Genomic DNA, 24,831 nt, shown 5'->3' on the forward strand with positions numbered 1-24,831 from the left:
ACGGTCCGGTACGGTGGGTTGGAAGCAAACAGGTGATCACAAACAGTCACGCTGTGCGCCGGGAGTGGGATCGTTCGCGGGAAGTCATCCGTTGCAACGGATGCACCGGGTGTAGATTCTTGACGGCCGAGGCCGATGGAGAAATGTCGGGCCAAACACCGAAACTTGAAAAACGGCCGAGACACAGCGTTGATCGGCCGTCCCGAGGAGACTCTCACGGTGCGAACTGGCCGGGAGGGCCAATTCCGCAGATCGTGAAGAGTACACCCGGCGGGATTCGAACCCACAACCTTCGGCTTCGGAGGCCGACGCGCTATCCAATTGTGCCACGGGTGCGGCTGGACGAATCGCTAACGTCGATTCGTTTTGAAATTGCTGGGTCTTGCGGCGGTGGGGCAGCCCCACTTTGGCTCTCAGCGAGGGGCAGTTTGACCGAAAATCTCTCTCTCCGCCAGATGCGTTCTGCGTCGGCTTGCGTCCATCGACGACGAAATCCACAATCTGTGCCGCACGATTGATTCTGCCCCCTCCTTTTTCAACGATCCGATCCGCTGTGGCTGACTCTCCTTCCCAAAACTCCGCATCCGAAACCCTCAGTTTGACCGATCCGCACGCGGCCCGTCGGCACAAACTCGCCGAACTGGTCCGACGTGGCATCGATCCGTGGGGGCAGCGGTTCGACAATCGCAACCTCAACGGCGAATGTCGGGATCGGATCGGCGAAATCCAATTCGTCACCAAGGACGGCAAAAGTCTCGAGTTGCCCGACGTCGAGAGTCCCGACGTCGATTACCGCCAGTGGAAGACGGACAACGGTCCCGGGGAAGAAGTCGGCCCGACCGTCCGCGTCGCTGGCCGGATCATGCTGAACCGGACGGCTGGCAAGTTGATCTTTCTCAATCTGCGAGATTGGACCGGCGATATCCAGATCTTTATCGGCAAAAAACAAGTCGGTGAAGAAAACTTTGAACTCGCCAAGCTGTTTGACCTTGGTGACCTCGTCGGCGTCGAAGGCCGGCTGGGGCGAACCAACACCGGTGAGCTGACCGTTTTCGCCGAGCAGTTATTTTTGTTGACCAAAATGCTCGAGGTGCCGCCCGAGAAGCACGCCGGGATGACCAACGTCGAACTGCGGCAGCGGATGCGGTACGCCGACCTCGCGTTCAACGATGGCGTGATGCAGACGTTCCTCGACCGGACAAAAATCATCAAAAGCGTCCGCTCGACGCTCGATGATCGCGGCTTCTGCGAAGTCGAAGGGCCGACGTTGCACACCATCCCTGGTGGTGCCGCGGCACGTCCTTTCGAAACACATCACAACGCGCTGGACATGAAGTTGACGATGCGGATCGCCTTGGAACTGCACCTCAAGCGATTGATGGTCGGTGGCATGGAACGCGTCTACGAGCTTGGACGGGTTTACCGCAACGAAGGATTGTCACCGCGACACAATCCTGAGTTCACCATGATCGAAATTTATCAGGCATACGGTGACTATGAGTCGATGATGGAGCTGACCGAGCGAATCATTTGTGACGCGCTCGATAAGATCGGTGGCGGCTACAAGCGTGAATACAACGGACAGGAAATCGATTTCACGCCACCGTTCCAACGTGCCACTTATGCCGAGTTGTTTGAGAAAGCGACCGGCGTGAACCCGGCGGATGATGACGCCGTCCTCAAGCTCGCTGGCGAACTGCGTATCGAGACCAAGGACAAGCATCCCGATGTGGTCCGCAACGAAATCTTCGAAGAGAAAGTGGAAGACTCCTTGCAAGGGCCGATCTTCGTGATCGATTATCCCGCGAGCATCTGTCCGCTGACCAAACGCAAGCGAGACAATCCTGAAATCGCCGAACGATTCGAGTTGTTCATCTGCGGCATGGAGCTTGCCAACGCGTACACCGAACTCAACGATCCCGACCTGCAAGAAGAGTTGTTCAAGACGCAGCTCGCGGGGCTCGAAGAAGAAGATTCGATGGCGAAGATGGACCACGACTTCGTGCGGGCGTTACGTTACGGAATGCCGCCCGCGGGTGGCCTCGGAATCGGAATCGACCGTCTCGTGATGGTGCTCACCAACAGCAAGTCGATTCGAGACGTGATCCTGTTCCCCGTGCTACGCCCCGAGTGAACAGTCCTACCGTAGCGAAACGGTCGAGGGTTTCGCCGACGCAACCCGATCGCCGAAAGCACCCACCACCAGGGTGCTCGAGCAAGACGCACTTCAGTCCCTCGTCTTCGGCCTTACCGAATCGCAATTGCGGTTTGCAACGGACGCAGGACCGATTCGATCAGGTATTCGTCGACGAGATCTCGGCAGAGGCCGGCGAGGCGTTTGAATTCGCTCGCATAACTTTCGTCGGCGGCGAGCGAGTCGTAGCGTCGTACCATCAGGTACACGCTTAACGGTTCTTCGCTGAACTCACCCGAGCGAACTTGGAACGCGGTCGTGCGGGTTTCGAAACTGATCCGGCACTGCGTTCGGCATTCATCATCGAGTGAGAACTGGATTGCCGGTTCGTTCGAAAGGATCTTGCCGTAAGGCAAGTTGGTGAACTTATCGAGGCCCGGTGCGATGCCGATTGCTTCGTGCAGGATCTCGTTGTGGTTGCCTTTGCATGCGAAATCAAAACCCAACATCACGCTCAACGATTCGCAGTCCAGCGGACTGACCGAGAGTTCGTAGGGCACCATTTCGAGAATCGCATGGTGTTGCTCGCACGCATCGGAATAGTTCTCCGGATTCACCATCCCGCTGTTGATGCGCTTGGGTTCGGTGGAGACCCAGCGATAAGTGCCGCCGTCCTTTTCCTCTTCGAGCACAAACTCGTCTTTCTCCCGGCAGTAGAAGTTCGACATGGTCGGATATCGTTTCCGAACTTGTTCGAAGTAGTGCAACACTGATTCGCGTCCTTGCGGCAGTTCCATTTCGGTGGACAAATTCATGTTGACATAATATTCGTCACCGAAGATGCCGTAATCGCTCATGCAGTTGATTTTCCGGTAAGGGGGGAGAAGGAAAAGGAGAGTTACACTTTTACGCCAGGGCTACCCCGCTGGCAATCACACAGACGTGGGGGAGGGAATCCAGGGCAGAGTGTTTGGTGCGGAAATGTTTCGAGAGCTTGTCGGAGGAACGCTCAGTTCATTGCGGCGATCGAGTTGGTCGGCGTCAGTTGTCCGGCGATCGGCGAGTCGTCGTAGTCTTGCTCGCCGAGCCTATAGGGCAGCGTAACCCAAAACGTGCTGCCGCGTCCCAATTCGCTTTGGAAGTCGATTTCCCCGCCCAGCAAAATCGCGAGTTCCTTGACGATCGAGAGCCCCAGCCCTGTGCCGGCGAATTCACGAGTGAGGCCGTCTCCGTCGAGCACTTTTTTGCTCTGGCGGAATTTTTGGAAAATGATGGGCTGGTCTTCTTCGGCGATCCCGACTCCGGTGTCGGTGACCGACATGCGGAAATACCCGTCTTCCCAGTCGACAACTTTGACCGTGATCATGCCGCCTTCGGGGGTGAACTTGATCGCGTTGCTGAGCAGGTTGTTGATGATTTGGCCGAACTTGTTCGGGTCTTGATATGCCACAGGCAAGTCTTCGGGCACGTCGACCGACAGCGAGATGTTTTTATCTTCGGACAGCGACTGGATCATGTCGCACTGCGCGCTGATCAGCCGCGAGAGTTTGAATTCGCTGCGGCGGACTTCCATCTTGCCCGCTTCGACTTTCGCCAAGTCGAGAATGTCGTTGATCATCTCGAGCAGCAACCGGCCGCTCTTTTGAATGTTGGTGGCGTAGCGGCGTTGTTTGTCTTCGAGCGAATCGATGCCTTGCAGCACTTCCGAAAAACCGATGATGCTATTGAGCGGCGTGCGAAGCTCGTGGCTCATGTTTGCCAAAAAGTCTGTTTTCAAACGGTTGGCTTCGTAGAGTTGCAGGTTCAATTGAGCGAACTGATCGACCCGGGCGTCGAGTTCCCGGTTCACGCTCTGCAACTGCGTTTGCGTTTCGGTGAGGTGACGCAGCATCCGGTTAAACGCGTCGGCGAGTTCGCGGAACTCATCCTCGGTATCGATCACGGCGCGTTGGTTGGTGTCACCGTGAGTGATCGCATCGCTGACGTCACGAAGGTGCAACAGCGGCTGCAGCACGAGATAGCGGACGATCGCGTGCAGCACGAACAGCGTCACGGCCACGATCAGCATCGCCATCGCGACCACGGTGGCCCGGATTTGCGTGGTATCGTTGAGGATTTTTTCGTCCGGCATGCTGACGCGTTTGACACGAAACGGCAATTGTGCTGCCCGAGTCTCGGGGTCAACATCGGGCGAAAGCGTGATCGACGCCCCCGTGGGTGTGTGGCAGGCGATGCAATCTTGGGTGATGAAAACCGGTTCGTAATAAACGTACCGTCCTTGGACCGGGCCGATCGATTTGAACAGCGGCCGATTGCCGGGGCCGATTCGGCTCATCGCGGCGTCATCGGCCAGATTCACCGCTTGGGCGAGTCCCGCCTGATCTCCGGCGAGGCGGCTGGCCATGCGGGCGCGGAAGAGCGGTTCGAGTTCTTCAAGCAATTGTCGCTCGGCTTCCGACGCCGGGGGCTTGGGCGGCACCAAGTTGTCGAACGGGTGTGGATCTTCGAGGCCGAGGATGTCGAACTCGATGTCTTCGCTGAGCAGCTGCGACCGAAGGGCCTCGACTTGTTGGCGACGCAGGTCTTGATCTTCCGAGGAGACGTTCTCGTTATAGATCGCGTTGGTGTGCAGCAGCATCATCTCGGTTGCGGCGACGTCACGGGCTTGCTGCTGCGTCGTCATGCTCACGAAACGATCGGCGAGCAGGAGCACGACACAAAACGAGCCACACATCAGCACGACGAGAGCTGAGCCGAAGAACAGCAAGCACTTGCGTTCCAGACTCATCGACGAAAACAGGCCTTGGAGGAACCTCAGCATCGGCAAATTCGGTGGAGGGGGGGCGGATTGGCCAGGAACCTCATATACGCAGGCCAGCTCTAGTTTGACTGAAAGCGGCCCTGGTGACGAGACGAATCCTCCCAATCAACGCTTTTCATATCACCTGAATATCTGTTCCAGTTCCTTTATTTTCCCTGGATCATGTCCGTACGGCCCGTATTTGATGCTTGTTTGCTCGCACTTGGATAATTAGGATGCTTGAGTATTGTCACGGAAGACAGAGAGTACACATGCCGAATTTGCCCTGTTTTTGACCTTTGCAACTCCTCCCGAGACAATGATGAAGCGTTCAATTCGCCGAGCCATGCGCTGGACCCTTGTGGTCACGTTGGCCACTTTCCTTAGCGCTGGACCCGTTTCGGCTGGCTGGCTGCTCAAACGCATGCGAGGCTGCGATCCCGCGCCCGAATGCTGCCCCGAGCCCTGCTGCCCGGCACCGACATGCTGCCCCGAACCGGTTTGCTGCCCTGCACCCGTGGTCTGTGCTCCTGAGCCCGTGTGCTGCCCTGAGCCGGTCTGCTGCCCTGAACCGGAAGTGATCGAGTCGCTTCCGATGACCGGAGCCGGCTGCTGCGGTGATTCCGTGTCGTCGGTACCAGAAACGTTTGTTCCGATCGAGTCGGTCCCGTATCACGAAGACGCTCAGGTCTTCGAATCGCCATCGCTCGATTCCGAGGCTGGCAAAACTTCGGCTGCGAAGCCTCCAGCCGACGAGCCCAGCCCTTTCGACGCACCGCCTGCTCCAGCACCTGAACCGACTCCAGACCCCGTCGTCGACGTGGCACCGATGGAGCCGGCCGCTGAGCCTGCACCAGAGGCACCACCTGCTCCTGTCGCCGAGCCAGAACCAGCTCCCGAGCCGACTCCTGAACCCGAACCAGCCCCTGAGCCGGAACCGGCTCCAGAGCCGGAACCGGCTCCAGAGCCTGAGCCAGCACCCGAACCCGCTCCTGAGCCAGAGCCCGCGCCCGAGCCAGAACCAGCTCCCGAGCCCGCACCAGTGGAAGAGCCTTCTGTCGACGACCTGTTCGGTGGCAGCGACGAGCCTGAAATGTCACAGCCTGCGTTTGATTTGCCGGCCGAACCCGAAATGCCCGCCCTCCCAGAAGAACCTGCGACGGAATCGGTCGACGATCTGTTTGGCGGTGGAGACGCGATGCCCGAATCGGATCCGGCTCCAGCCGATGCCGGCGGAATCGATGATCTCTTCGGTGGCGATATGCCAGCCGAGCCTGAAATGCCAGCCGAGCCTGAAATGCCCGCCGAAGACGCTGGCGGAATTGACGACTTGTTCGGCCCACCCGCCGAGAGCGAGCCGGCACCGGCTGACGAACCTGACAATTCGATTGATGACCTGTTCGGACCGTCCTCCGACGAGGAAATGACTCCGGACGCGGACGCCCCTAGCGCAATCGACGATCTGTTTGGCGATCCCGTGGCGCCCGAAGCTACCGAGCCGTCGATGCCAGAAAATCCGTCCGAAGGAATCGATGACCTGTTCGGTGATCCGCCAGCAGACGATTCCACGGACAGCGCCATCGATGACTTGTTCGGTCAAGCTCCGAACCAGATCGAATCGATCCCAACGCCGCCTTCGATTTCGGTGAAGCCCGCCTCGACCGAGAAGGTGGTTTCGAAGCCACAATCGTCGCGTACTTTGACCGCCTTTGATCAAACCGAAACGCGAACCTGGGTCGACAACACCGGCACGTTCCGCACCGAAGGTCGCCTGATCAAGATCGGTGATGATCATGTCAAGTTGCTCAAGACCAATGGCAAGACCTGCACGGTCCCCATGAGTCGATTGAGTGATGAGGACAGCAACTACGTTCGCAAGGTTGCCGATCGTATGGACCTCTTCGTGATCGCGATGGCATCAAAATAGGCCTCGTTGAAATCACCATCGCTCTGATCGAACCTTAGCAATACGAAACGCGTCAGTGAGGACACTCTTCTCACTGACGCGTTTTTTCGTTTCCGAGCAGCCTGCCGAAGCAAGCATCGTCACGTAGCTCGCTCTCGCCGAGAGCGAGTGCGGCAAGCGTTACCCGCTCTCAAAGCCTCTGGAATAGTGATGACTACCGAAGTGCTGGTCTACGCCAGAGGCGTTTCAGGAATTAGCCGGCAGTCGAGCGGAGCGAACACTGCCGGATCGATGTAACGACGACAGGATCGACCCCGAAGGTGGTCGCAGCGATATCGCCGCTGGTTTCTGCGACCCCATTCGGGGTCGAGGAGATGTGGTTTGGCCACGTTATCCGTAGGTGCGCTACGCGACCTACGGCTATTGTCTTTGATCCCTTGGGACGTCGATTGTTTTAGTGTTCTTTTTAGCGGAACGGCGCGAGCCGTCCGGTCCCGCGTTACCGGACGGCTCGCGCCGTTCCGCTATTTTTGAAATCCTTCAGTAATAAAATCGACGTCCCTTCGGGATACTTGCGTGAGTTAACGGTAAGCGATCGCTTTGAAGAAGCTCAGCGACGTGAGAGGCAAGAACTCCAAAGCATCTGCCAGAAAATGGTGTCAGCCCGTCAGCTCTCGGGCTGCAGCTCAATCCGCTGGCGAAGTCCTTGGTCGCCCCGCGCCGAGTTTCCACGCTCCGGATTCCCATGACTCTGATGCGTGGCACCCTTTGAGTCTGCTGGCGACGATCGTTCACCGCAGAGATGATCGGCAATCTTCGCGGGATGATCGTGGCAATTCTCGAGGAAGATTTGGTACTTGCTGCTCTGCGTACCTCCCACCGCCGTCCCCGCGACATAAATGCCTTCGCGGGGCGTTTGCATCGTCTCCGGATCGTACAGCGGGGCGCCCGATGGCAATTCCGAAACGATTTCGAGTTGTCGGAACAGCGACGAATCCTGCTGATACCCGATCAACGCGAGCACGTCATCGAACGGAAGCGAATGGGTTTGAGGTTTCTGGTCAGGGCCGCCCGTTTCGAGAGTCACGGTTTGTTCGGTGATCTCCGTCACTCGTGATTGAAAGAACGATTGCACCGATCCGCTGCGAATCAGCCCCTCGATCTCTGGACGCAGCCAGTATTTGATCCCGTCCTCGGGCAGCTGCTCGCGGTGATAGCACAACGAGACCTTCGCTCCTCCGCGGTGTAGCCGGATGGCGGCTTCGACGGCGCTGTTGCGTCCACCAATGATCAGAACGCGACGGCCATGGTATCGATGCACCTCGCGGAGATAACCGTCCACATGCGGCAGGTCTTCGCCAGGGACGCCGAGACGGTTGGGGAAGTCGGTGCCGCCGATCGCAAGCACGACGGCGTTAGCGTCGAGAAAGTAGTCGGGTGTTTGTTTGGCAGCGTTTTGGCCGCGGCTGCGAGAGAATCCCAATCGCCAACGCCGCAGCGATTCCGATGCAGCAGCGTGACCATTTTGGTTGGACTCGATCGGGGTGATCGATACGACGCGGTGGAATGTCGAGATCGGGACTTGGAATTGGTCCACCACGGTGCGCAGATAGTTTAGGTATTCTTCGCGACTCGCTTTGGCTTGATCGATCGTGTGCAGCGGCACGCCCGCGATCGCGATTCGATCGTTGCTGCTGAACCAGCGTGTCTGAGGGGCCCACCACGAAATCGTGTGTCCCACCGGACCGGCGTCGAAGACACGGGTTTCGATACCGCGATGTTGAAATTCGATCGCCGTCTCGATACCGATTGGACCGGCACCGATGACAACCGTTTCGACAAACTCGTTCACTGAGAGTGTTTCTGCAAATGGCGTAGGTTTTGATGGTAGCTACGTTCGCCAGAACGTGAGCCACCGTCAAGCGACGGTGGCTGAGGCGAATAGGGAAACGCTCTAGTAGCCGATGTAGCCAACAGGAGCGACGCCGAAGTTGACGCTCACGCCATAGCCACGGTATCCGGAGCTGTAGCTGCCGTATCCGGCGCTGTAGCTTGGGTAGCTGCGATATCGTGCGGCGTAAGGGGAAACGACAACGGGCGCGACAGGGGCCACGACCACCGGGCGATAGGCACGGCGGACGGGTGCGACGAAGCGGGGAGCGACGTAGGAGGGGCGGTAAACCGCGACCGGTACGACGGCGGGGCGATACGCGTATCCGTATCGATATCCCCAGGCCGCGTCAGCGGAAGAGGACGCGAAGGCGGCGGCGGTAAACGCGACGGCACCGGCCAGCAACAACGAACGCCATTTGAGACCAAGCATGGGTTTTCTCCCCCAGAAGGGAATTGTGTAAACGAATTGAGACTGCACGGCAATTGTAACAGCCGGCAAACCAGATCAACCGTCTAATGCCGGTTTTGTGGCATCAGCGGACAGAATGGCCCCATCGTTTTACAAAAAAATCCCAAATCGTTTGAAATCAAGCTGATTTCGGGCGTTGCGTCGTTCTGACGCGGTTTTATTTCGGAGCGATCATGCAGATCATGCGGCGACCATGCTGCTGTGGCTTGGTTTCGACTTTGCCGTGTTCGCTGAGGATCTCGATGACCTGTTCCATGACCTTGCGACCCTCTTCGATGTGGGCCATTTCGCGGCCACGGAAGAGAACGCTGACCTGGACTTTGTCTTTGTGCTCGAGGAATTTCTCTGCTTGGCGAACCTTGGTGCGAATGTCTTCGTCACCCGTTTTGGGACGCAGTCGAATTTCTTTCGTCTTGGTGTGAGACGAACCGCTGTTCTTCTTTTTGTTCTTATCGTATTTGAACTTGCCGTAATCCATGATTCGGCAGACCGGTGGCCGTTCTCCGGGAGCGACCTCAACCAGATCGAGTCCCGCGTCGCGGGCCCTTTCGAGGGCTTGTTCGGTCGGAATGATCCCGAGCTGCTCGCCCGTTTCACTCACTACTCGAATAGGAGAAATGCGAATTTGTTGGTTGATTCGCGTCGCATCGCGAGTTTCCGGTTGGGCGTTTCGTCGTGCCAATGCCACTAAAGCAATCTTCTCCGGCCGGGGGCGTTCCGGCACAAAAGGTAAGAAATGAAAGAAGGTACCCCGACAATGGCGTCGGAATTCCCCTTTTCGAGGATAGTACGTAAACAGGTGTCACGCTGCGAGAGAGCGTCATCGGCGAGCCATTTTGGGGAAAACCCTGAAAGAGCACCGCGAATCCGCTGCCTGAGGCCAACGTCAACCCCAATTTACCCAAAGTATCCGGTCGAGCGAGGGTGGACGTCAACAGCGATTCGACAGATTTTAACGGTTTTGTGAGTGTTTCGGGGCCTCTTGACGAGCCCGCACTTCCAACGCAAACTACGCACCCGTCAAACAAATGGCTTCGTTGGACCGGCCCCTCGCCGCCGTCCGAAGACCATGTTTACCCGACGATCAATCGGGTCCTACCCGCGAAAAATCGGGCGATTAGCTCAGTTGGTTAGAGCGCCACGTTGACATCGTGGAGGTCACAGATTCGAGTTCTGTATCGCCCATTTTCAGTTATACTGAAATCTCACCTGTTTTACCGGTCGAAACGCTCCTGAGCGTTACCGCCATCGTGGCGTGCGACCCGTCAAAATTCCGAGTTTCTGATATTTGATATCAGAAACTCCCAATTTGATGGAGTTCGCAACGAAATGTCACGTCCAAAGAAGGTTGCCCCGGATTATCGCTACCACGTGAGTGGCCAAGCGGTCGTCACTTTCAACGGCACCAATTTCTATCTCGGTCCGCACAATTCGCCGGAATCAAAGGCGAAGTATCGCCGCCTCGTCGCGGAGTATGTCGCGTCGGATTTCCAAACGCCCGATGCGGGCCCCCGCCAGGCCGAAGTGCCGATCTTGGTTGCCGATGTCACCGCGGAAGCCCGTGATTGGATCAATTCCAAATACGCCAACTGCCAATCGCATCGAGCCCGGTTTCTAAACCTTTGCAATACATTGGATGATGAATACGGGGACACAACCGCTAACGAATTCGGTCCGCGAAAACTCTCAGAAATTCGAGACTTGTTTGTCGCGTCTGGGAACAGTCGGCGGTACGTCAACTCGCAAATCCGCAGCATCGTACGAATCTTCCGCTACGCGCTCAGCCGCGAGCTGATTGACGCCAATGTGATTGTGCGTCTGGATTCGCTGGAGTCGCTTCGCTACGGACAAACTTCTGCAAAAGAACCAAAACCGGTCACACCCGTCAATCTTGCTGACGTTCGTGCGACAGCAGAACACCTTTCGCCGGTCCTCAAAGTAATGATTCGCGTGCAGGTCGCTACCGGCATGCGTCCTGGTGAAATGTGCCGCATCCGACCTGCGGATATAGAGGTTCGCCCCGGCGATGTGTGGGTCTACTGTCCGGCGAATCACAAGACTGCTCGGCTGGGCAAAAAGAAAGCGGTGCCGATCGTGGGCGACGCAAGGGAAGCCCTCGAACCTTTCATGAACCGTGATCCGGACAAGTACTGTTTTTCACCCAAAGAGTCCACTGCGTGGTACCGCCAACAACGAACGCTTAAACGCAAGACACCTGCGAACTGCGGAGACCGAGTCGGGCACAAACGTGGGAAGACACTCAAGGGGGCTTCTGCCAAGCGAACTCCGGGCGACTTTTACGACAAAGACAGCTACCGCCACGCGATCCAGCGGGCCGCAGAGAAGGCAGGTGTCCCGCATTGGTTTCCGTATCAATTGCGGCACACGGCAGGTACGGCAGTCCGCGAAGCCCTTGGTGTGGAGGCAGCTCAGGCGTTACTCGGACACTCACGCGCTGCCATGACCGAGCACTACGCAAAAGTCTCGGAGTCGAAGGCGATTGAAGCCGCCAAATCGATCTCTGGCCTCGGCTTGTGCGAATCTACGACCTCCAAGCGATCAGCAGGGTAGTTGCCTGCTGTTACCGGACTGATGTGTCGCGACCAGCTGTCGCTATAGGGTAGCTGGTCGTCGGGACGCGTTTCACAGACTGGAAAACCCTCGTGTTTCCGGTCAGTGGTCGAGTATCGGTTGCTCCACTTTCACGGAAGCTGTTGTGCAGATTTCGTGAGAGATTCACATGTCACAACAAAGTCTGCGAAAATTCCCAGAAAGCGGCAAACACGTTTTGGAGTAATGAGGATTTTTTGTTCTGTTGCGAAGCGAACATCTCACTCTTATCGAGGAAATCTAAATGGATCGCTCGAACAAAAACGATCACGTAAAACTAGAGCCGAGCAACCCGATGCATCTGCTCACCGAAGATTTACTTGGGATGACCCAAGTACCGCCAGTTTTGCAGGAACGGGTAAATGTCTCGACGGTTTGGCGATGGGCAAATCGCGGAATCAAGGGAATCAAGCTGGAGACGATCAAGCTCGGAGGTAAAACGCTCACAAGCCAACAGGCCCTAACTCGTTTCATCGAAAAGACTTCGTCGAAATAGTGGTGGCGTGGTAGCAATAAACGTTCGTTCGCCGCGTGTTTGGTATTTTCGTGGGTGAGTTTGATACGCTGAGTTCGACCGTAACTCTTCTGTGTACGATTTCGTCGATGGCTTTGGCCGTCGTCATCGTAGACTTGAGGATACGACTTCACGTCAAGAACTTCGGCTAGTCGGTGATGCGGGATTAACCATTTTCAATGCCACTGCTGCCGACATGCTTTTTATGCGAGAAGCCTCCCCCTACGACGCGATGATAGGTCAGCGAACTGTAAGTGCTTGTCTGGTTCGCTGACCCAGGAATAGATGCGAATATTTGCGGTCAGAACTGCAGGGAAGTGTGGCGATCAATCGAACATAGGTTGTCGAAAGATGTCTCGCCGTCCCGGGGGATCCGGGCGACGCAGTGTATCGAAGAGTTCCCTTGGCCGAGTTCACCTCCAATTTAGCGAGCTTGAGCTGCCCCAAACGTTCACAATCGTAACAACGACCGGCTCTCACCCAGACACGCGATCTTTGAAATGAATCCGTTGTTGCCAGCATCAGACATGTAGCGAGCAAGCAATCCGCGGACATCCCTCAGGTCGATGCTGAATGCGATCGCGAGGTGACGCTCAAAATCGGCTGGATTCCTCGTGCAAGCAAATCAAACCCATCTGCTATTCGATCTTTTCCACCGAAAAGACAAGTGGACTCTCCGATGAGAAGCCGATCGCACCCCTGTGATCAGCATCGAGACCGTCATGAATCCGAAAAACGAGGATCGATCCTCGCGCAACTCCGTTACGGACTCGTAAATGGATTGCGTCCAGTTCGTGAATGTCTCCATTTGGCACAAAGATGCAGCAGGCTGTGCTGATATCGTTGTACTTGCGAAACGTGGATTCGATAATCCTTCAATGTAGTGACCAGGGCTAAGAATATAGACAACACGTTACCCGAACCGATGCCCGCAGCACGGAGGACTCGCATCGCGGAAGCGATACAAACGCAAGATGAAGATGACATCTCTTTAAGTCCTCTTGGTGCCCACCTCGGCAAGTGACTCCCTCAATTCGTGGCTACCGCCGTCGTTCGAATTGCGTCGTTCCAAATCGCTTGCCACGGCATCCGCTCACCTAGCAGGCTGCTTGCTCGGATCCCGTCTTCGCATCAAAAACTTCTATTTGGCGAACGTCGTGACTGTGTCACGCTTTCCGAGAGTTCACGCCCACGATCACTAGGCATTGTTGCGAAGCGAACGAAGTAGGCAACCTCCCCTGCCCCAATTGCCCTGTTCCAGGACATCGATCTGGGAACGGCATCATACGGCATGGTTAAGGCTTCTCGACAGTGCCCGGGGCCAACACTGGCCCTTCACGTCCGATCGTGGGACGAGCTATTTGGCGAATCAGTAACGATCCTGTCCTGGAGACCCTAATGTCCGACGCTGTCAACAACAACGCTCCCAAATCCACCATCCCATCCCTTGACGCGTGCCTCGCGGAGTTGAAGGCTCTAATCACGGGCGCCCACGAAGCATGTTTGTCGGTTCCCGAAATGGGGGCCGAGGATTTCGGCAACCTAATCGAGTCGATTAAGGAGTACGGTCTACTGATCCCGATACTCGTCGATCGCGAGCGAAGGTTGCTTGACGGTCGGCGTCGCATCCTTGCCTGTCACGCTGCTGGCGTTCGTCTCGAAGAGGCGATGATTGACGAGACCGATGAAACTCCCGAAGCCATCGCTGAGACCAACTTTGCTCGGCGGCATCTGACCCAAGACCAGCGAGCCATGAACGCCACCGAGCTACTTCCGTCATTTCGAGATGCCGCCAAAAAGCGGAAGATGGCAGGTGGAGAAAAAGGGGCGTAGATCCAAATACGAACCCCACAGCGAAGGCATCGACATCCGACACTCCAGAGAAACAGTCACGCCGCCCCCGTGCGATTGAAGAAGCAGCCAAGCATGCCGATGTTCCACGCCGATTACTCGAGAACGCAGACAAACTCAAAAAGGCGAGTCCTCCAATCGCGGAGTTGGTCATAGGGGCGGACGTATCACTCGAAGAGGGGCTCACCTACCTCGGTGGTCCAGTCGATTGCGAGCATTGGCTGCGACACCTGAGTTTCCTGGGGCAAGAGCATGACCTGAACACGCCGGAAGGACGAGAGCGTGAGGCTCTTGAGTTGCAGGTGCTGAGTCGGCGGCTACACAGTAACGGGACCGCGATGTCTCCGGAGAAGCTGCTCAGGTGCCTGCCGGATATGCGGGTATATCCAGTTCACCTCCTGTTTCAGAGCTTCTATCGCAGCAGCTAGGGCAAACTCTCGGTTCGCCTGTAGGGCCCCGGTAGGCTCGCGAGCAAGCCGCCACGGACTGTCCATCCGTGCCCGAATCACTGGCTTCGTTCGCGACTTCTCGCAATTCGTCAAAATGTTGCACAATGCCAACATGATTATCGAGCAGCGACTACATCAATATTTTGTCTATCGGGCTGAGCGGGTTGGCAAATCGATTCGCAAGACCTACGTCGGGCCAATGTCCGATCCGTTGATCGAGATGCTTTTCCGGAAGGAACGCCTCGATAACGCCAGCGAGGCGGCAACACAACTTCGCCTCGATAAAGAGATCATCGCGTCAGAGAAGATTGACGATACGATCACTCACCTTCTTGATCACGCCTCCAACTGGCGTGTTATTGCCGCTCTCCTGGCCCGAACCACAAATCACGAAACCGATCAAGAGAAGCTTGTGCGAAAAGCGAGACTACCCGGAATCAGGGAATTTCGGCAGACCTGCCGTCTCTCCGATAAAGGCGATGTTGAAGCGATGGAGCAGTTGGAGGCGTGGAGGAATACCTGCCCCGAGCAACTGAAAGCCGTGACCAACCTCGTCGAGCTCGGTCTCGCACAATTACTCGACGCTCTGGGCGACACCGATCCTGCGGTTCGCGTGTTAGTGAAAAATCAGTATGAGGAGAACGCGTCCAATCTACGGACGAGCCTCGTTGGACTCGAAGATCACCCAATCGCAGAGCTTTCAGCCGATCTGGTCGCCCTCGCCCATCTCAACGCAATGCGCTGCGGACTGGCCGCGAACCGGGTAATCGAGCTAACCCAGACGGATAAGTATTGGCAAAAGGCATTTGACAGAGCGTCGAAGTGTTTCGACAATGCAAAGAGCCGATTTCGAGAACTCGAACGTGACTTGGTAAAAGCCAAGGCGGATACTTCCTCATAGTCAATCCATATGGCTAGCGTTGCCTCACGCCACGTCGAACTGACGACCCTGACTGTCATGGTCTTAGCTGCCCCAGGAGTCGTATCCGTGTTAGGTTGGTCAGTGTCAGCAACAGGTACGCGACACACGTTTGCACAGTCCGACGCCCCGTAGACGCAAGGGGCCAGATTAGGCACTTGGTCACCATTTTGGTGACAAGCAAGCGGTCGAGATTGCCTGCTGGGGAAGCACCTTCGAGTTTCCAGCGGCACTCCACGACGTAAGAGAATGCAAACGAGGATCGATCCTCGCGCGACTCAGGGTTGATTTTGCGTCGAAGAAGACTCTTGTCTGGTGACATCAGCGAAACCGAATTCAATCGTCGCCGCTGTGTAGACCCGCCAGAAGCTGCACACGCAACCTAGCCACGCCCAATGTCGTCGGCAAAGCCGAAGACCACAATGCCCTGTTAGCAACACGCCGTGACCATCGTTTAGGTCTCGGGTTAACCGTTAAGATTAGTGTCTCTGTCACCCGCAGGAGTCACTCATCCGCACGCCCTCTGCACCAAAACGCGAGAGACAAATGTCGAGATACTTGAATGTTGCAACCGCAATGACGTTCAATAATGCTGAGTGTACCTCTCGCGATACCAATCTCACCAACAGTGAGGGTGGGGAATAGGTACTCTCGTCTCCTTTTGATGCAGTCTGGGCTCTATTCGATGCTCTTTCGTTTCGGCAATCGAAGGGTCATGACGCTGGCTGACCAAACTTGGTCACCAAAGTGGTGACCAAGCAAGCAATCCGCCATACTAGTATGTTGAGGCCTCTTGGGATAGCGGATTCGACGACCTCACTATTGGTAAGATGCATGCACGGCAGCGAGGTGACTCGTCCGGTTCTCGCATTGGTAATCACACTTTCGTTTTTCTGAACTTCACATCGACATCAGATCCAAGTTCAAGGCTTCGATCAGGACGGAAAATTCTGGAACCTCTGGTCTGTTTTTCCGAACATCGAGGACTCTTGGGAAAGTGAAAAGAAAATGCGCACAGGTCTTTTGGTCGAAAGTGCCGTGATTTGCGGGGCGAAGTGGCTGTTTGGAGGGGGGGAAACGCGTCCTAACCACTGACGGGTATAAGGTACGTGGAAACGTTTTGTGAACTCGATTCAGAACGGCTATTCCGTGAACGAGGATCGATCCTCGGTCAGGCGTCCGATTCTCCAGAGGTCAACTCGGCAGATTGCTTTGAACGAATGTCGAAGTCGTTCCCGGTTGAATGAATCGGGCAGGTCGGGAAGTGGGTGTCCGTGCATCCCGAGTCGTTGGTGAAGTTGAGAATGCGGGTAGCCAGCTTCTTCGACCTGGGGCCAGATGTGTCCGAGCCTTCCTTCTATGCGACCTTCGTCTCTCTTGTCCTTCCAGTTCTTGCGTCGGGGTTTGAACCGGGGTGCCTCACCTTCCGTGCCGCGTCCGAGGCGTGGCAGCCCGGTGGGCGGCCTACAGCTGTTGTCGGTGTTTGGTGAGTTGCTTCTTGGAGCTGTGCCGGGCTTTAACGACCTGGATGTGCATGTGAGCGCTAGGCGGAACCACTTGCTGTTGGTCGGCGACGCGTGGATCACGCCGGCGGTAGAGCGAACAACGCGAACCCGCTTAGACATTCGGTGATTTTTAGGCTGACTCGCGAACGCAACGAACTCGTTCTCTCGAACCTGCGTTTGCGAGCTCTTCTACATTCTTCGATGTCCTGGGATCAGTCTCACTCTCCGTCGTTCGCGGAATATTCCGTTTTTGGAAAAACCTCTGTTGGTCGTCGAAGCAGCATCGTTCAGGATCCCGGCGTGTTAAGTGCGTTCCGCTGACACTTAACCGCCAAGACTTATCTACTCGATGCGAGGGGAGCCCACTCATGCCAAAAATGACCCGCCGACGGTCTTCCGAAACGATCTACTCGGACAGAATCGAGGTAGGCGAAAAACTATGCAGTCCGGAAAGACACGCCGAATACCTAGAAACTCAACTCGATTGTGCCCGCAAGGCATATCAGTCCGGCAATTACGAACTATCCTACTGTGCGAAAGTGGCGACTTGCGGAAGGATCATTAGCACGCCATCGAGGGGCGCCCCCTACCAACGTGTTCATTACTGCCGATGCAATTCCCTTTGCCACTGTTGCCATGCCTGCCGCGAAATAGATCGTGGAGAGAAGGTCGCTACTCAAATCAAGTTCGATGGCAGTTGTTGGCTTCTTCAGGGCGTGCTGCGACTACCTACGCCAAACTCATACGACGAATCCGTGAAGATGTTCCTGCTGGGCTCGAAAGGCATGAACGCCGTCAGGAACGCAATCAGCATGTGGAACCGGCAGCGTCAATCACCAACCGAACGCGTCAGAGCATACACACTCGGGTGCCATCTTAAGCCGACATTGGGTTGCGACCTGCTGTGGAGCCACCTTCACCTCTCGCTAGTCGTCGGAAAGTCCCTGAAGCAAAACCCCCTTGAACGCGGCGGAATCTTCTACTATCTCGGTCAAGCATTCGAACACGCCGTCGACATAGCGGATGCTGGCACCGTTAGATTCGAATCCAAAGCTCTAAGACTGCACGCTAGCCAATTGGACGAGGAGACCCGGAAGGCTCAGCGTCGTGGCAGGACGATCACCTACAATGACCTGTGCCGTATCTTCGCCTACACGTCCCGGATGTCCGAGGATGATGACACCACCGATACGATATTGCTTCGCGATCGAATGATCCGGGAATGTGGAAAACCCCAGTGCACGACGCATAGCCGCGACCGCAACCCGAACCGAACGGATAAACCAGCTGCCGTCACCCAACCACACAGTTTCGATCCTGGGGCACTGGGACACCTCGACGCAAGAGTCTTCGAATTCGGCAAGTACTACCCAACGAGATTCGATCCAAGCGAATTCCACGAGGTCCAACAGCAACTCATCGAAAATGCCAAAGAGTTACTCAAATCATACGCCCCTTCGTCAAGCCGAGATCCCGCCCATGCCTAGACCAGCAAGTCATCCGCTAGCCCGATGGGCCGTTGTGACTAGAAGAGAACGCAACCACATCCGCCCTGCCGCATCTACTGTTGCGGACGCTCTCAAGTCTCCGAACCCCGAAGTGCAGTGTGAGGCACTGCTTAAGACGTTCGAATTGACGGAAGTGGTCGTCCTTGCTTGCTCAGAAGCTCTACAGCGATCCGTTGGTGCAGCTATCGTCGATTACCTGAGCTACGAACGGGCACTGGAGGATGGTCTGTCCGAACTCGCGGTTCCGCAATACAAAACCGTGGCGAAAAACGCCTTTGTGGTGGGGTATCAATTGCTGTTCCTTCCGCACTACAACGGCGGCCTTCTTCCGGACTTCCGGTTTGGAGAGGCTTCGCAACTCAGCATGCGGCACGTGCTTGCTATTGCTAGCGTCGTCGCGATGAGCGAATTTCAGTTTCCCTTCCCACTCCGGGCAGAACGACGTGAGGAGTTAGAGACCAAAACCAGCGGCATGAATGTGAACCGGGATCTGGCAGCAGATGAATGGACCTGTTCCGCCGAACTGTTTTACCAGCGGCTCACATACTCCAACCAAGAAACAACCCGCCTCCTCAAAAACACCCTCGAGGAGAACTGGAGTCCGAGAAAAATCAAACGTGCCAAATCTAGACTATTTGATTTTGTTGCCCCTGTAGATGTGCATGAGTCGTATCGAAGACATTGGGAACTGACGGCAAAAATCCTGGGGGGGACCCCTGAAAACCTGGTGTTTGGCCTTGCTTGCCGGCACGCTTACGCTCCTGACGTGGAGACATGGGATCGATATGAGGCAACCGCAATGTGAGAATTCTTGTCGACATATCGTCGTCATGCAGCTCGCTTTCCACCTTTAAGCAGGCACCATGAGCCATCTGAGTTCGAAAGCCCCAAGACATGCAGAAAACGGAGCGGCAAGGCATAGTGCAACCACGATCCGAACATGACTCCCTTCTGCTGTCTAATGTCGTGTGACCCACGATCTCGCGATCGCTATTTCGGATGACTGAGCATACACCGGCCTATCTTAGTGGCGTGAGGAGCACACGCGAGAGTCCAACGCGTCGCTGAACGAGCCGAGCGAGTCTGCTTTCCGAGCAACGCACGGAAATTGAAGGTTAACATCGGTCTCGGGTTGGCCTGTGAACTCAGTCCGCAGTGCATCTGACAATTCGGTGGAAAACGAGGATCGATCCTCGCGCCAGATGTACTGGAATGTGATCGTGCTTTGCCACCGAGTTTGCATTCGCTACTTCCATGCGATCAGGCAGCTCATCCGGCGATGAGTTGCTCCCGCGATGTGCGTTGCGGTCTCAACTCAGGCTGAAGTGAGCACAACGACCAGCGAGATTTCTCGGAACTGACCTAAACACGCTTTGGTTGAATACAGGACTTGTTCTAGATTCACGGTCATGTTGCTAAATCAATTACTTTTGGAAGGACGACAATGACTTACAGTGAAGAAACACCTCTGCCCTCTTTACCTTCGGTTGCTAGTTTGCTGTCAGCTACCCATGGCAAATGGCGTGATGCGCTTATTGATGGCGGCATTCCTGCACCGAAGCTCGATGGGGAGCGGCATTCCTGTCCACGCTGCGGGGGGTGGAATCGCTTCTATGCCTTGCCAGACGTCGACCAGCATGGTCGCGTTCACTGCGATCGTTGCTTCAATGCGGCGACAGTCGTTGGAGTTGACGGCATCACATCTCTCCAATGGGTGATGGGGGCCGACTTTGGGAGTGCGTGCATATCTTTGTCGAATCGGTATGACCTCCCCGGCTTCCCAGCGAATCTTCGCGTACCAATCGCGATCACTAAGACGCTGCAGGAATATGCTGCGGCTCTTCGCGCGGAGGATCCGCCATCAACCGATATTGCTCAGATCTCGCTGGACTTCCAAGCGGCTGCCACAGAGGAAAAACTGCGTGAGTGCTCTCGATGTCTGAACTTGCAGGAACCATCGCTACAGCGACTGGAAGTCGGATGGTCGCAAAGTCATGAGGCTTTCACATTCCCGATGGAAGACGGATGGGGAAGGGTGTCCGGACTACGTCTTCTCTCATTGAAACGTGGCGAGACTTGGTCGCTGGGTGGAGCGGCTACCGAAGGCCTGTTCGTGCCCATCGGATTAGTGGCACCTACGTCTCGTCTGTATATTGCCGAGGGACCCGTCGCGGCGGCAGCGTGCCTTTCTTTGGGATTGCCCTGCATTGGGAGTTCCGGACGGCTTCAATGCGAGACGCTGCTTCAGTACAAACTGATGACACTTTGTCCAATGGAATGCGTTTTCATGACCGATCAAACGGGAATGGGCATCGGGGGTGGCCGTGAACTAGCTGATTCAATAGCAAACTGCAGTCGCTCGATTCGACTAGTCGTTCCCCCTAAACCCTACAGCACTATCAGTGAATGGCTGACGTCCAGTAGCACTCGGGCTGACGTTGAGGAGCAGGTTGAGGCATGCACCGTCTACTCCCGGCGAGAATCTGGCAGCAGTGCTAGTTGATCGATGTCGTCGGTGACTAGGAGACCGTACGGAGCAGAAAAATCGAATTCGCGATGCGGACCTGTGCCTCAAAAATGGCGACACGTCGGCTGGTCAAATTCGACAGGCGATATTCCAAGGGATCACTAAACGTACCCTCAACGCAAGGTACGTCCCGGAGTAGTCCGCGTTCGCTCTCAAAGGTAGCTGCCCGCTTAATCGCTGGAACTGTTTCGCAACCGTCGGTGACGAGTTCTCGCGGATTGGATGTGGGCACTTGCCTTGCTGATCAAGACAGCCCGCCTTGAGATCGGGTAGCTACCACCAAGCTCTCGACGGGGTGGGCAGGCAAGCGTTGGGGCCGCTCACCGACGAAATCAAGAGCGGCTGCCGCTGAGCCTCGATCCTCGGTGTTTAAGCACAGTGCAACAGCCGAGAATCGCATCTCGGTTGAGCCCCGTTTTCACGCTCTCTGGCGTAGCCGAATCGTTGGCGGGCACCTGGACTTCGCCACCTTTAACTCAGCCCCCGATGTTTTCACGGAGTAGTCCACCTCAGACCACGGAAAGTTACGCCGAGACCTCGTCTACTCGGCGATAGGCCGATGCAAAGGTAGACATGATCCCACCCACGGTACTGGACGAGACGGGGATGTTCTCGTCCTCCGCGACGGCTTGGCCTTGTAAGTGGACTGGCGGTCCATCATCCCAACACCCGCCTTGCTGAGTAGCGTAGTCCAGCCGTGGCACACGTTTTTGGTGCTTCAGCGTCATGCGTGCATGATACCGCTGTCACCACGATCGCTACCAACCAATCCTATGGGGGCGGCGGCTAAGTTCTCCCGAGTGCTTCGGAGATCGCGGTGACACGTGCCGCCGCCCCTTTTTTTTCCAGAACGTCAACATGAACGAGAACAAGTATTCGCCTCGCTACCAGCGCCCAAAACTCGCTGCGGCCTTGCAGCATGCTGCATCGCTCGTCGGAAAGGTACACCCGATGTGCAACGCGCTCCCGGTAATCTCAGCCCGTGACTTCGACAATCTGGTCGACTCGATCAAGGAGAACGGTCTGCTAGAGCCTGTCTACGTCAATCGTGACAAACAGCTACTCGACGGTCGCTCTCGGCTCATGGCGTGCCTCGTGGCCGGCGTAACCGTCACCGCTGATCACGTGGAGGTTACGGATCACAGCCCCGAGGCGATCTCGCAATCCAACGTGGCCCGGCGTCACCTCACTGAAAATCAAAAACTGATGAGGGCTGCTGATCGCCTTGCATCGCAGCGGAAACATGCGGCAGATCGCCAGGCCGCCGGTGCAGAGAAAGGTCGCGAGCGCCAAAAGCAGCCGGCCGGCGCAAAGCTTGCGACAAACCAAAAAAGCAAGAAGCGTAGTCCCCGTGCCCTCGAAAAAGTAGCCAAAGAGGAGAAGGTGCCGCGAGCTGATTTGGCATTGGCCGAGAAAGTTGTGCAAGCTGTTCCTAAACTGAAGGCCCGGATTGAATCCGGAGAGTTATCGCTCGACGATGCGGCTGACCTTGCTGGTGTGCCCCGCAAGCAACCCAAGGCCTCACGCCCTAAGAAACAGAAGTCTTCGCGACTGCACCAAGACCTCGACGTTGTCACCGACCATGGCGGCGGCATCCGCGAGCTAACAGCACCCGGTGTGTCAGTGTTTGCTCATCCCGAGCTAGATGTCTCGATCATGGTGTACGGACCCGGCAGCGATAAGTACATAGGAGCCACCAACGACGAAGAGCACGTGGCGGTCAATCCGGACACTCCTCTTGTAGAGCAAGCGATCGACCTTCTGAAACGGAAACTCACCCAGATCCCCCAGGCGTAGGCGACTCGGACGCCCAAGGTAACCGTCAGGACAATTAAGCTGGCCTCACATCTGTCTGGGGGAGGCCCCAGACGCTTCATATGCAGGTGCTCTGCAGCATGCGACCGAGTTAGCCAACGCTGCTGACATTACTTCGAAGCGGCTCTAAAGAAACACGAGAATCATGCTGAACGAAAGCGACTTTGATGGGGCCCCAAAAGAAATTTCACATGAGTTTCTCCGCAGCGTGGGCTTGCACGTACATGGGCCGAATTGGCGATACCAGAAGGCAATGAGTATTGTCAGCTCCGATAAAGCTCGCCACGCCATCGAGCTGGGGCCTATCATCTGGCTCATTGTCGATCATTTTCGACCAGTACGAGAATCTTACAGGGCTCGACTCGTGCGTGACCGCATGGCCAACGTCGCCGGAGCGGTGGCGTTGCACCGGGACGCACTGATGCGGTTGAAGGTGGAGGCTCGACTCCTAGCTGGGCTCTCGTGCAAAGAAGTCGCAGCCAGGTCGCACCTCGAAACTGAACTAGTTCAAGACTACCACGACATCTTCTTCGATGTGAAAGATCGCCTCGGCTGTATCAGCTGGATCATGCAGCACATCGCAGCCAGTGAAAGTCAGCCTCGTGATCATCTTCGTCGCACCCTTTACCGCCACGCCTTCCAAGGTGGGCCTGCCGTCTGCGAATACTGGATAGATCACCTCGATCGTTTCGGTGACGAACACGATCTGAGCACCGCCCAGGGAAGGGCTGCTGAGGGGCTGGAACTGTGCGTATTAGGTGAGCAGCTTTGGGACGATCCATCGTCCCTGCGTGCGTTGGTGCACTTGCTCGATCTGGCGCGGCCCGCAGTTCCTTTGCCGAACACCATCGAGGGCATGGTCAGTCGCAGAGTAGGGCAAGTGTTCCTGTCTCGCTTGGCAGGGGAGGCCGATGCAGCTTCCCCTGTAAAGGCGGCACCCAGCGGCAAGGATCGCGTGGTCGCGTGATGTTTTTGCAAAAATGCCAAGTCTGTTACACAAAGAATTCACGTGTGTTGGATTTCGATCTCAAGGGAATAAAGCGGATGACGATCGAGGGACGACGGGGAACTCCCAAACAGTACTACACCAAGGTCAAGCGGATCGATGGAAAGCTGAAAAAGGAATATGTCGGTCGCCTTTCAGATCCGTGCGTCGGCATACTCGTACGCGAAGAGCGGCTGCGGAAGGCGACAGCCGCCGCCCGTGTCGTGGAGATCAACGCTGAAGTGGAGAAGGCAAAACAGACCGAAGCCCACTTCATAAAGATCGTCCAAACCTCACGCTGCTGGAAAGTACTCCTCCGGATAATCAACCTTCAACCAGCTACAGCCGAAACACTTCCGATGTCAACGCCATTATCCTCCGAACTACCCAAGCTTCACCTGCTTTCAGAGACCTGCCGACTCGCCAATCAAGGCGACGAGGCAGCGGCAGCAAAGCTCAACCAGTGGATCAATGCCGCACCGGAACTCTTCAGCAAGGCAACCGATGCCCTCGAACTCGCTCGCGAGACACTGGTTCGCGACCTTGCTGGCGAATCCGCAGAGACGGAAGCGCTGCTACGGAGCAAACTCCAGCGGGATGCTGATGAATTGATTAACTCGATGGAGGATGACCCGTTGATCAGGCACTACGCGGAAACGGTCATATTGGCCAAGATGGACCTGGTTCGCTGCGAGTTTGCAGGGCTCCGTTCGAATCTTAGTATCTCGGTTAGGAGGTACTGGGAGGGCGCACTCACACGGGCGCAGTTGCGATGGATCAAACTGAACAAGGCGTTTCGGCAAGCCGTCGCGGAGCGGGCCAGAGCGACCCGCGAGAAGTAACACGACCGACAGTCGAATGGCAATCAGACGCCGTCAATGCACGAATATGGTGACACGAAAACCGACGACGACCACGATGCGTGGCTGATGGACCCAATCGCTTT

At 56.1% G+C, this 24,831-nt stretch carries 19 protein-coding genes and 2 tRNA genes; 14 read left to right on the top strand and 7 right to left on the bottom strand.

Annotation, left to right across the window (positions count from 1 at the left end; genetic code table 11):
• Window positions 1–262: 262 nt before the first annotated feature.
• Window positions 263–336: transfer RNA gene (locus NB063_RS06960), tRNA-Arg, on the bottom strand.
• A gap of 217 nt (window positions 337–553) precedes the next feature.
• On the opposite strand from NB063_RS06960, the gene lysS reads away from it, so the two are divergent.
• Window positions 554–2,134, top strand: coding sequence for a lysine--tRNA ligase (gene lysS, locus NB063_RS06965; RefSeq protein ID WP_322975080.1), 1,581 nt, complete (start codon window positions 554–556; stop codon window positions 2,132–2,134).
• A 113-nt stretch (window positions 2,135–2,247) separates the two neighbouring features.
• On the opposite strand, the gene NB063_RS06970 is transcribed toward lysS, so the two are convergent.
• Window positions 2,248–2,991, bottom strand: coding sequence for a hypothetical protein (locus NB063_RS06970; RefSeq protein WP_250928034.1), 744 nt, complete (start codon window positions 2,989–2,991; stop codon window positions 2,248–2,250).
• Window positions 2,992–3,143: 152 nt separating this feature from the next.
• Window positions 3,144–4,955, bottom strand: coding sequence for a sensor histidine kinase (locus NB063_RS06975; RefSeq protein ID WP_250928035.1), 1,812 nt, complete (start codon window positions 4,953–4,955; stop codon window positions 3,144–3,146).
• 301 nt (window positions 4,956–5,256) lie between these two features.
• Here NB063_RS06975 and NB063_RS06980 point away from each other — a divergent pair, with 301 nt between their 5' ends.
• Window positions 5,257–6,861 (top strand): SHD1 domain-containing protein, encoded by a 1,605-nt coding sequence (locus NB063_RS06980; protein WP_250928036.1) that lies wholly within the window; start codon window positions 5,257–5,259, stop codon window positions 6,859–6,861.
• Between the two features lie 646 nt (window positions 6,862–7,507).
• Here the strand turns inward: NB063_RS06980 and NB063_RS06985 are convergent.
• The 3 genes from NB063_RS06985 to infC form a co-directional block, all read right to left on the bottom strand.
• Entirely contained in the window at window positions 7,508–8,692 is a 1,185-nt protein-coding gene (locus NB063_RS06985; protein WP_250928037.1) for an NAD(P)-binding domain-containing protein, read from the bottom strand.
• Between the two features lie 102 nt (window positions 8,693–8,794).
• Complete coding sequence (locus NB063_RS06990; protein WP_250928038.1) at window positions 8,795–9,163, bottom strand: hypothetical protein; 369 nt, start codon at window positions 9,161–9,163, stop codon at window positions 8,795–8,797.
• Window positions 9,164–9,359: 196 nt separating this feature from the next.
• Window positions 9,360–9,890, bottom strand: a complete 531-nt coding sequence (gene infC, locus NB063_RS06995) for a translation initiation factor IF-3 (protein ID WP_250928039.1) — start codon at window positions 9,888–9,890, stop codon at window positions 9,360–9,362.
• 423 nt (window positions 9,891–10,313) lie between these two features.
• Between infC and NB063_RS07000 the strand changes: the two genes are divergently transcribed.
• From NB063_RS07000 to NB063_RS07040, 9 genes are all read left to right on the top strand, one after another.
• Window positions 10,314–10,387 (top strand) — tRNA-Val (locus NB063_RS07000).
• 144 nt (window positions 10,388–10,531) lie between these two features.
• Entirely contained in the window at window positions 10,532–11,773 is a 1,242-nt protein-coding gene (locus NB063_RS07005) for a tyrosine-type recombinase/integrase (protein ID WP_250928040.1), read from the top strand.
• Between the two features lie 283 nt (window positions 11,774–12,056).
• On the top strand, window positions 12,057–12,308 hold the full coding sequence (locus NB063_RS07010) for a DUF1580 domain-containing protein (protein ID WP_250928041.1): 252 nt from the start codon (window positions 12,057–12,059) through the stop codon (window positions 12,306–12,308).
• Between the two features lie 1,416 nt (window positions 12,309–13,724).
• Window positions 13,725–14,159: a ParB N-terminal domain-containing protein gene (locus tag NB063_RS07015; protein WP_250928042.1), complete on the top strand. Its 435-nt coding sequence runs from the start codon at window positions 13,725–13,727 to the stop codon at window positions 14,157–14,159.
• A 164-nt stretch (window positions 14,160–14,323) separates the two neighbouring features.
• Complete coding sequence (locus NB063_RS07020; protein WP_250928043.1) at window positions 14,324–14,605, top strand: hypothetical protein; 282 nt, start codon at window positions 14,324–14,326, stop codon at window positions 14,603–14,605.
• A 115-nt stretch (window positions 14,606–14,720) separates the two neighbouring features.
• A complete protein-coding gene (locus NB063_RS07025) occupies window positions 14,721–15,527 on the top strand; it encodes a putative integrase (protein WP_250928044.1) in 807 nt (268 codons plus the stop codon).
• Between the two features lie 2,278 nt (window positions 15,528–17,805).
• A complete protein-coding gene (locus tag NB063_RS07030) occupies window positions 17,806–18,537 on the top strand; it encodes a hypothetical protein (protein WP_250928045.1) in 732 nt (243 codons plus the stop codon).
• A 145-nt stretch (window positions 18,538–18,682) separates the two neighbouring features.
• Window positions 18,683–19,363, top strand: a complete 681-nt coding sequence (locus NB063_RS07035; protein ID WP_250928046.1) for a hypothetical protein — start codon at window positions 18,683–18,685, stop codon at window positions 19,361–19,363.
• Window positions 19,364–20,002: 639 nt separating this feature from the next.
• Window positions 20,003–21,061, top strand: coding sequence for a hypothetical protein (locus NB063_RS07040; RefSeq protein ID WP_250928047.1), 1,059 nt, complete (start codon window positions 20,003–20,005; stop codon window positions 21,059–21,061).
• Between the two features lie 548 nt (window positions 21,062–21,609).
• Here NB063_RS07040 and NB063_RS07045 read toward each other — a convergent pair.
• Window positions 21,610–21,813: a hypothetical protein gene (locus NB063_RS07045; protein ID WP_250928048.1), complete on the bottom strand. Its 204-nt coding sequence runs from the start codon at window positions 21,811–21,813 to the stop codon at window positions 21,610–21,612.
• A 130-nt stretch (window positions 21,814–21,943) separates the two neighbouring features.
• On the opposite strand from NB063_RS07045, the gene NB063_RS07050 reads away from it, so the two are divergent.
• From NB063_RS07050 to NB063_RS07060, 3 genes are all read left to right on the top strand, one after another.
• Window positions 21,944–22,882 (top strand): ParB/RepB/Spo0J family partition protein, encoded by a 939-nt coding sequence (locus tag NB063_RS07050; protein ID WP_250928049.1) that lies wholly within the window; start codon window positions 21,944–21,946, stop codon window positions 22,880–22,882.
• A 382-nt stretch (window positions 22,883–23,264) separates the two neighbouring features.
• On the top strand, window positions 23,265–23,867 hold the full coding sequence (locus NB063_RS07055; protein ID WP_250928050.1) for a hypothetical protein: 603 nt from the start codon (window positions 23,265–23,267) through the stop codon (window positions 23,865–23,867).
• The gene (locus tag NB063_RS07060) at window positions 23,867–24,727 is read left to right on the top strand and encodes a hypothetical protein (protein ID WP_250928051.1); all 861 of its coding nucleotides are present in this window, start codon (window positions 23,867–23,869) and stop codon (window positions 24,725–24,727) included. The genes NB063_RS07055 and NB063_RS07060 overlap by 1 nt, the downstream gene beginning before the upstream one ends.
• Window positions 24,728–24,831: the final 104 nt, after the last annotated feature.

Source organism: Aporhodopirellula aestuarii, assembly GCF_023701485.1.
In the GTDB taxonomy this organism is placed as follows: domain Bacteria; phylum Planctomycetota; class Planctomycetia; order Pirellulales; family Pirellulaceae; genus Rhodopirellula; species Rhodopirellula aestuarii.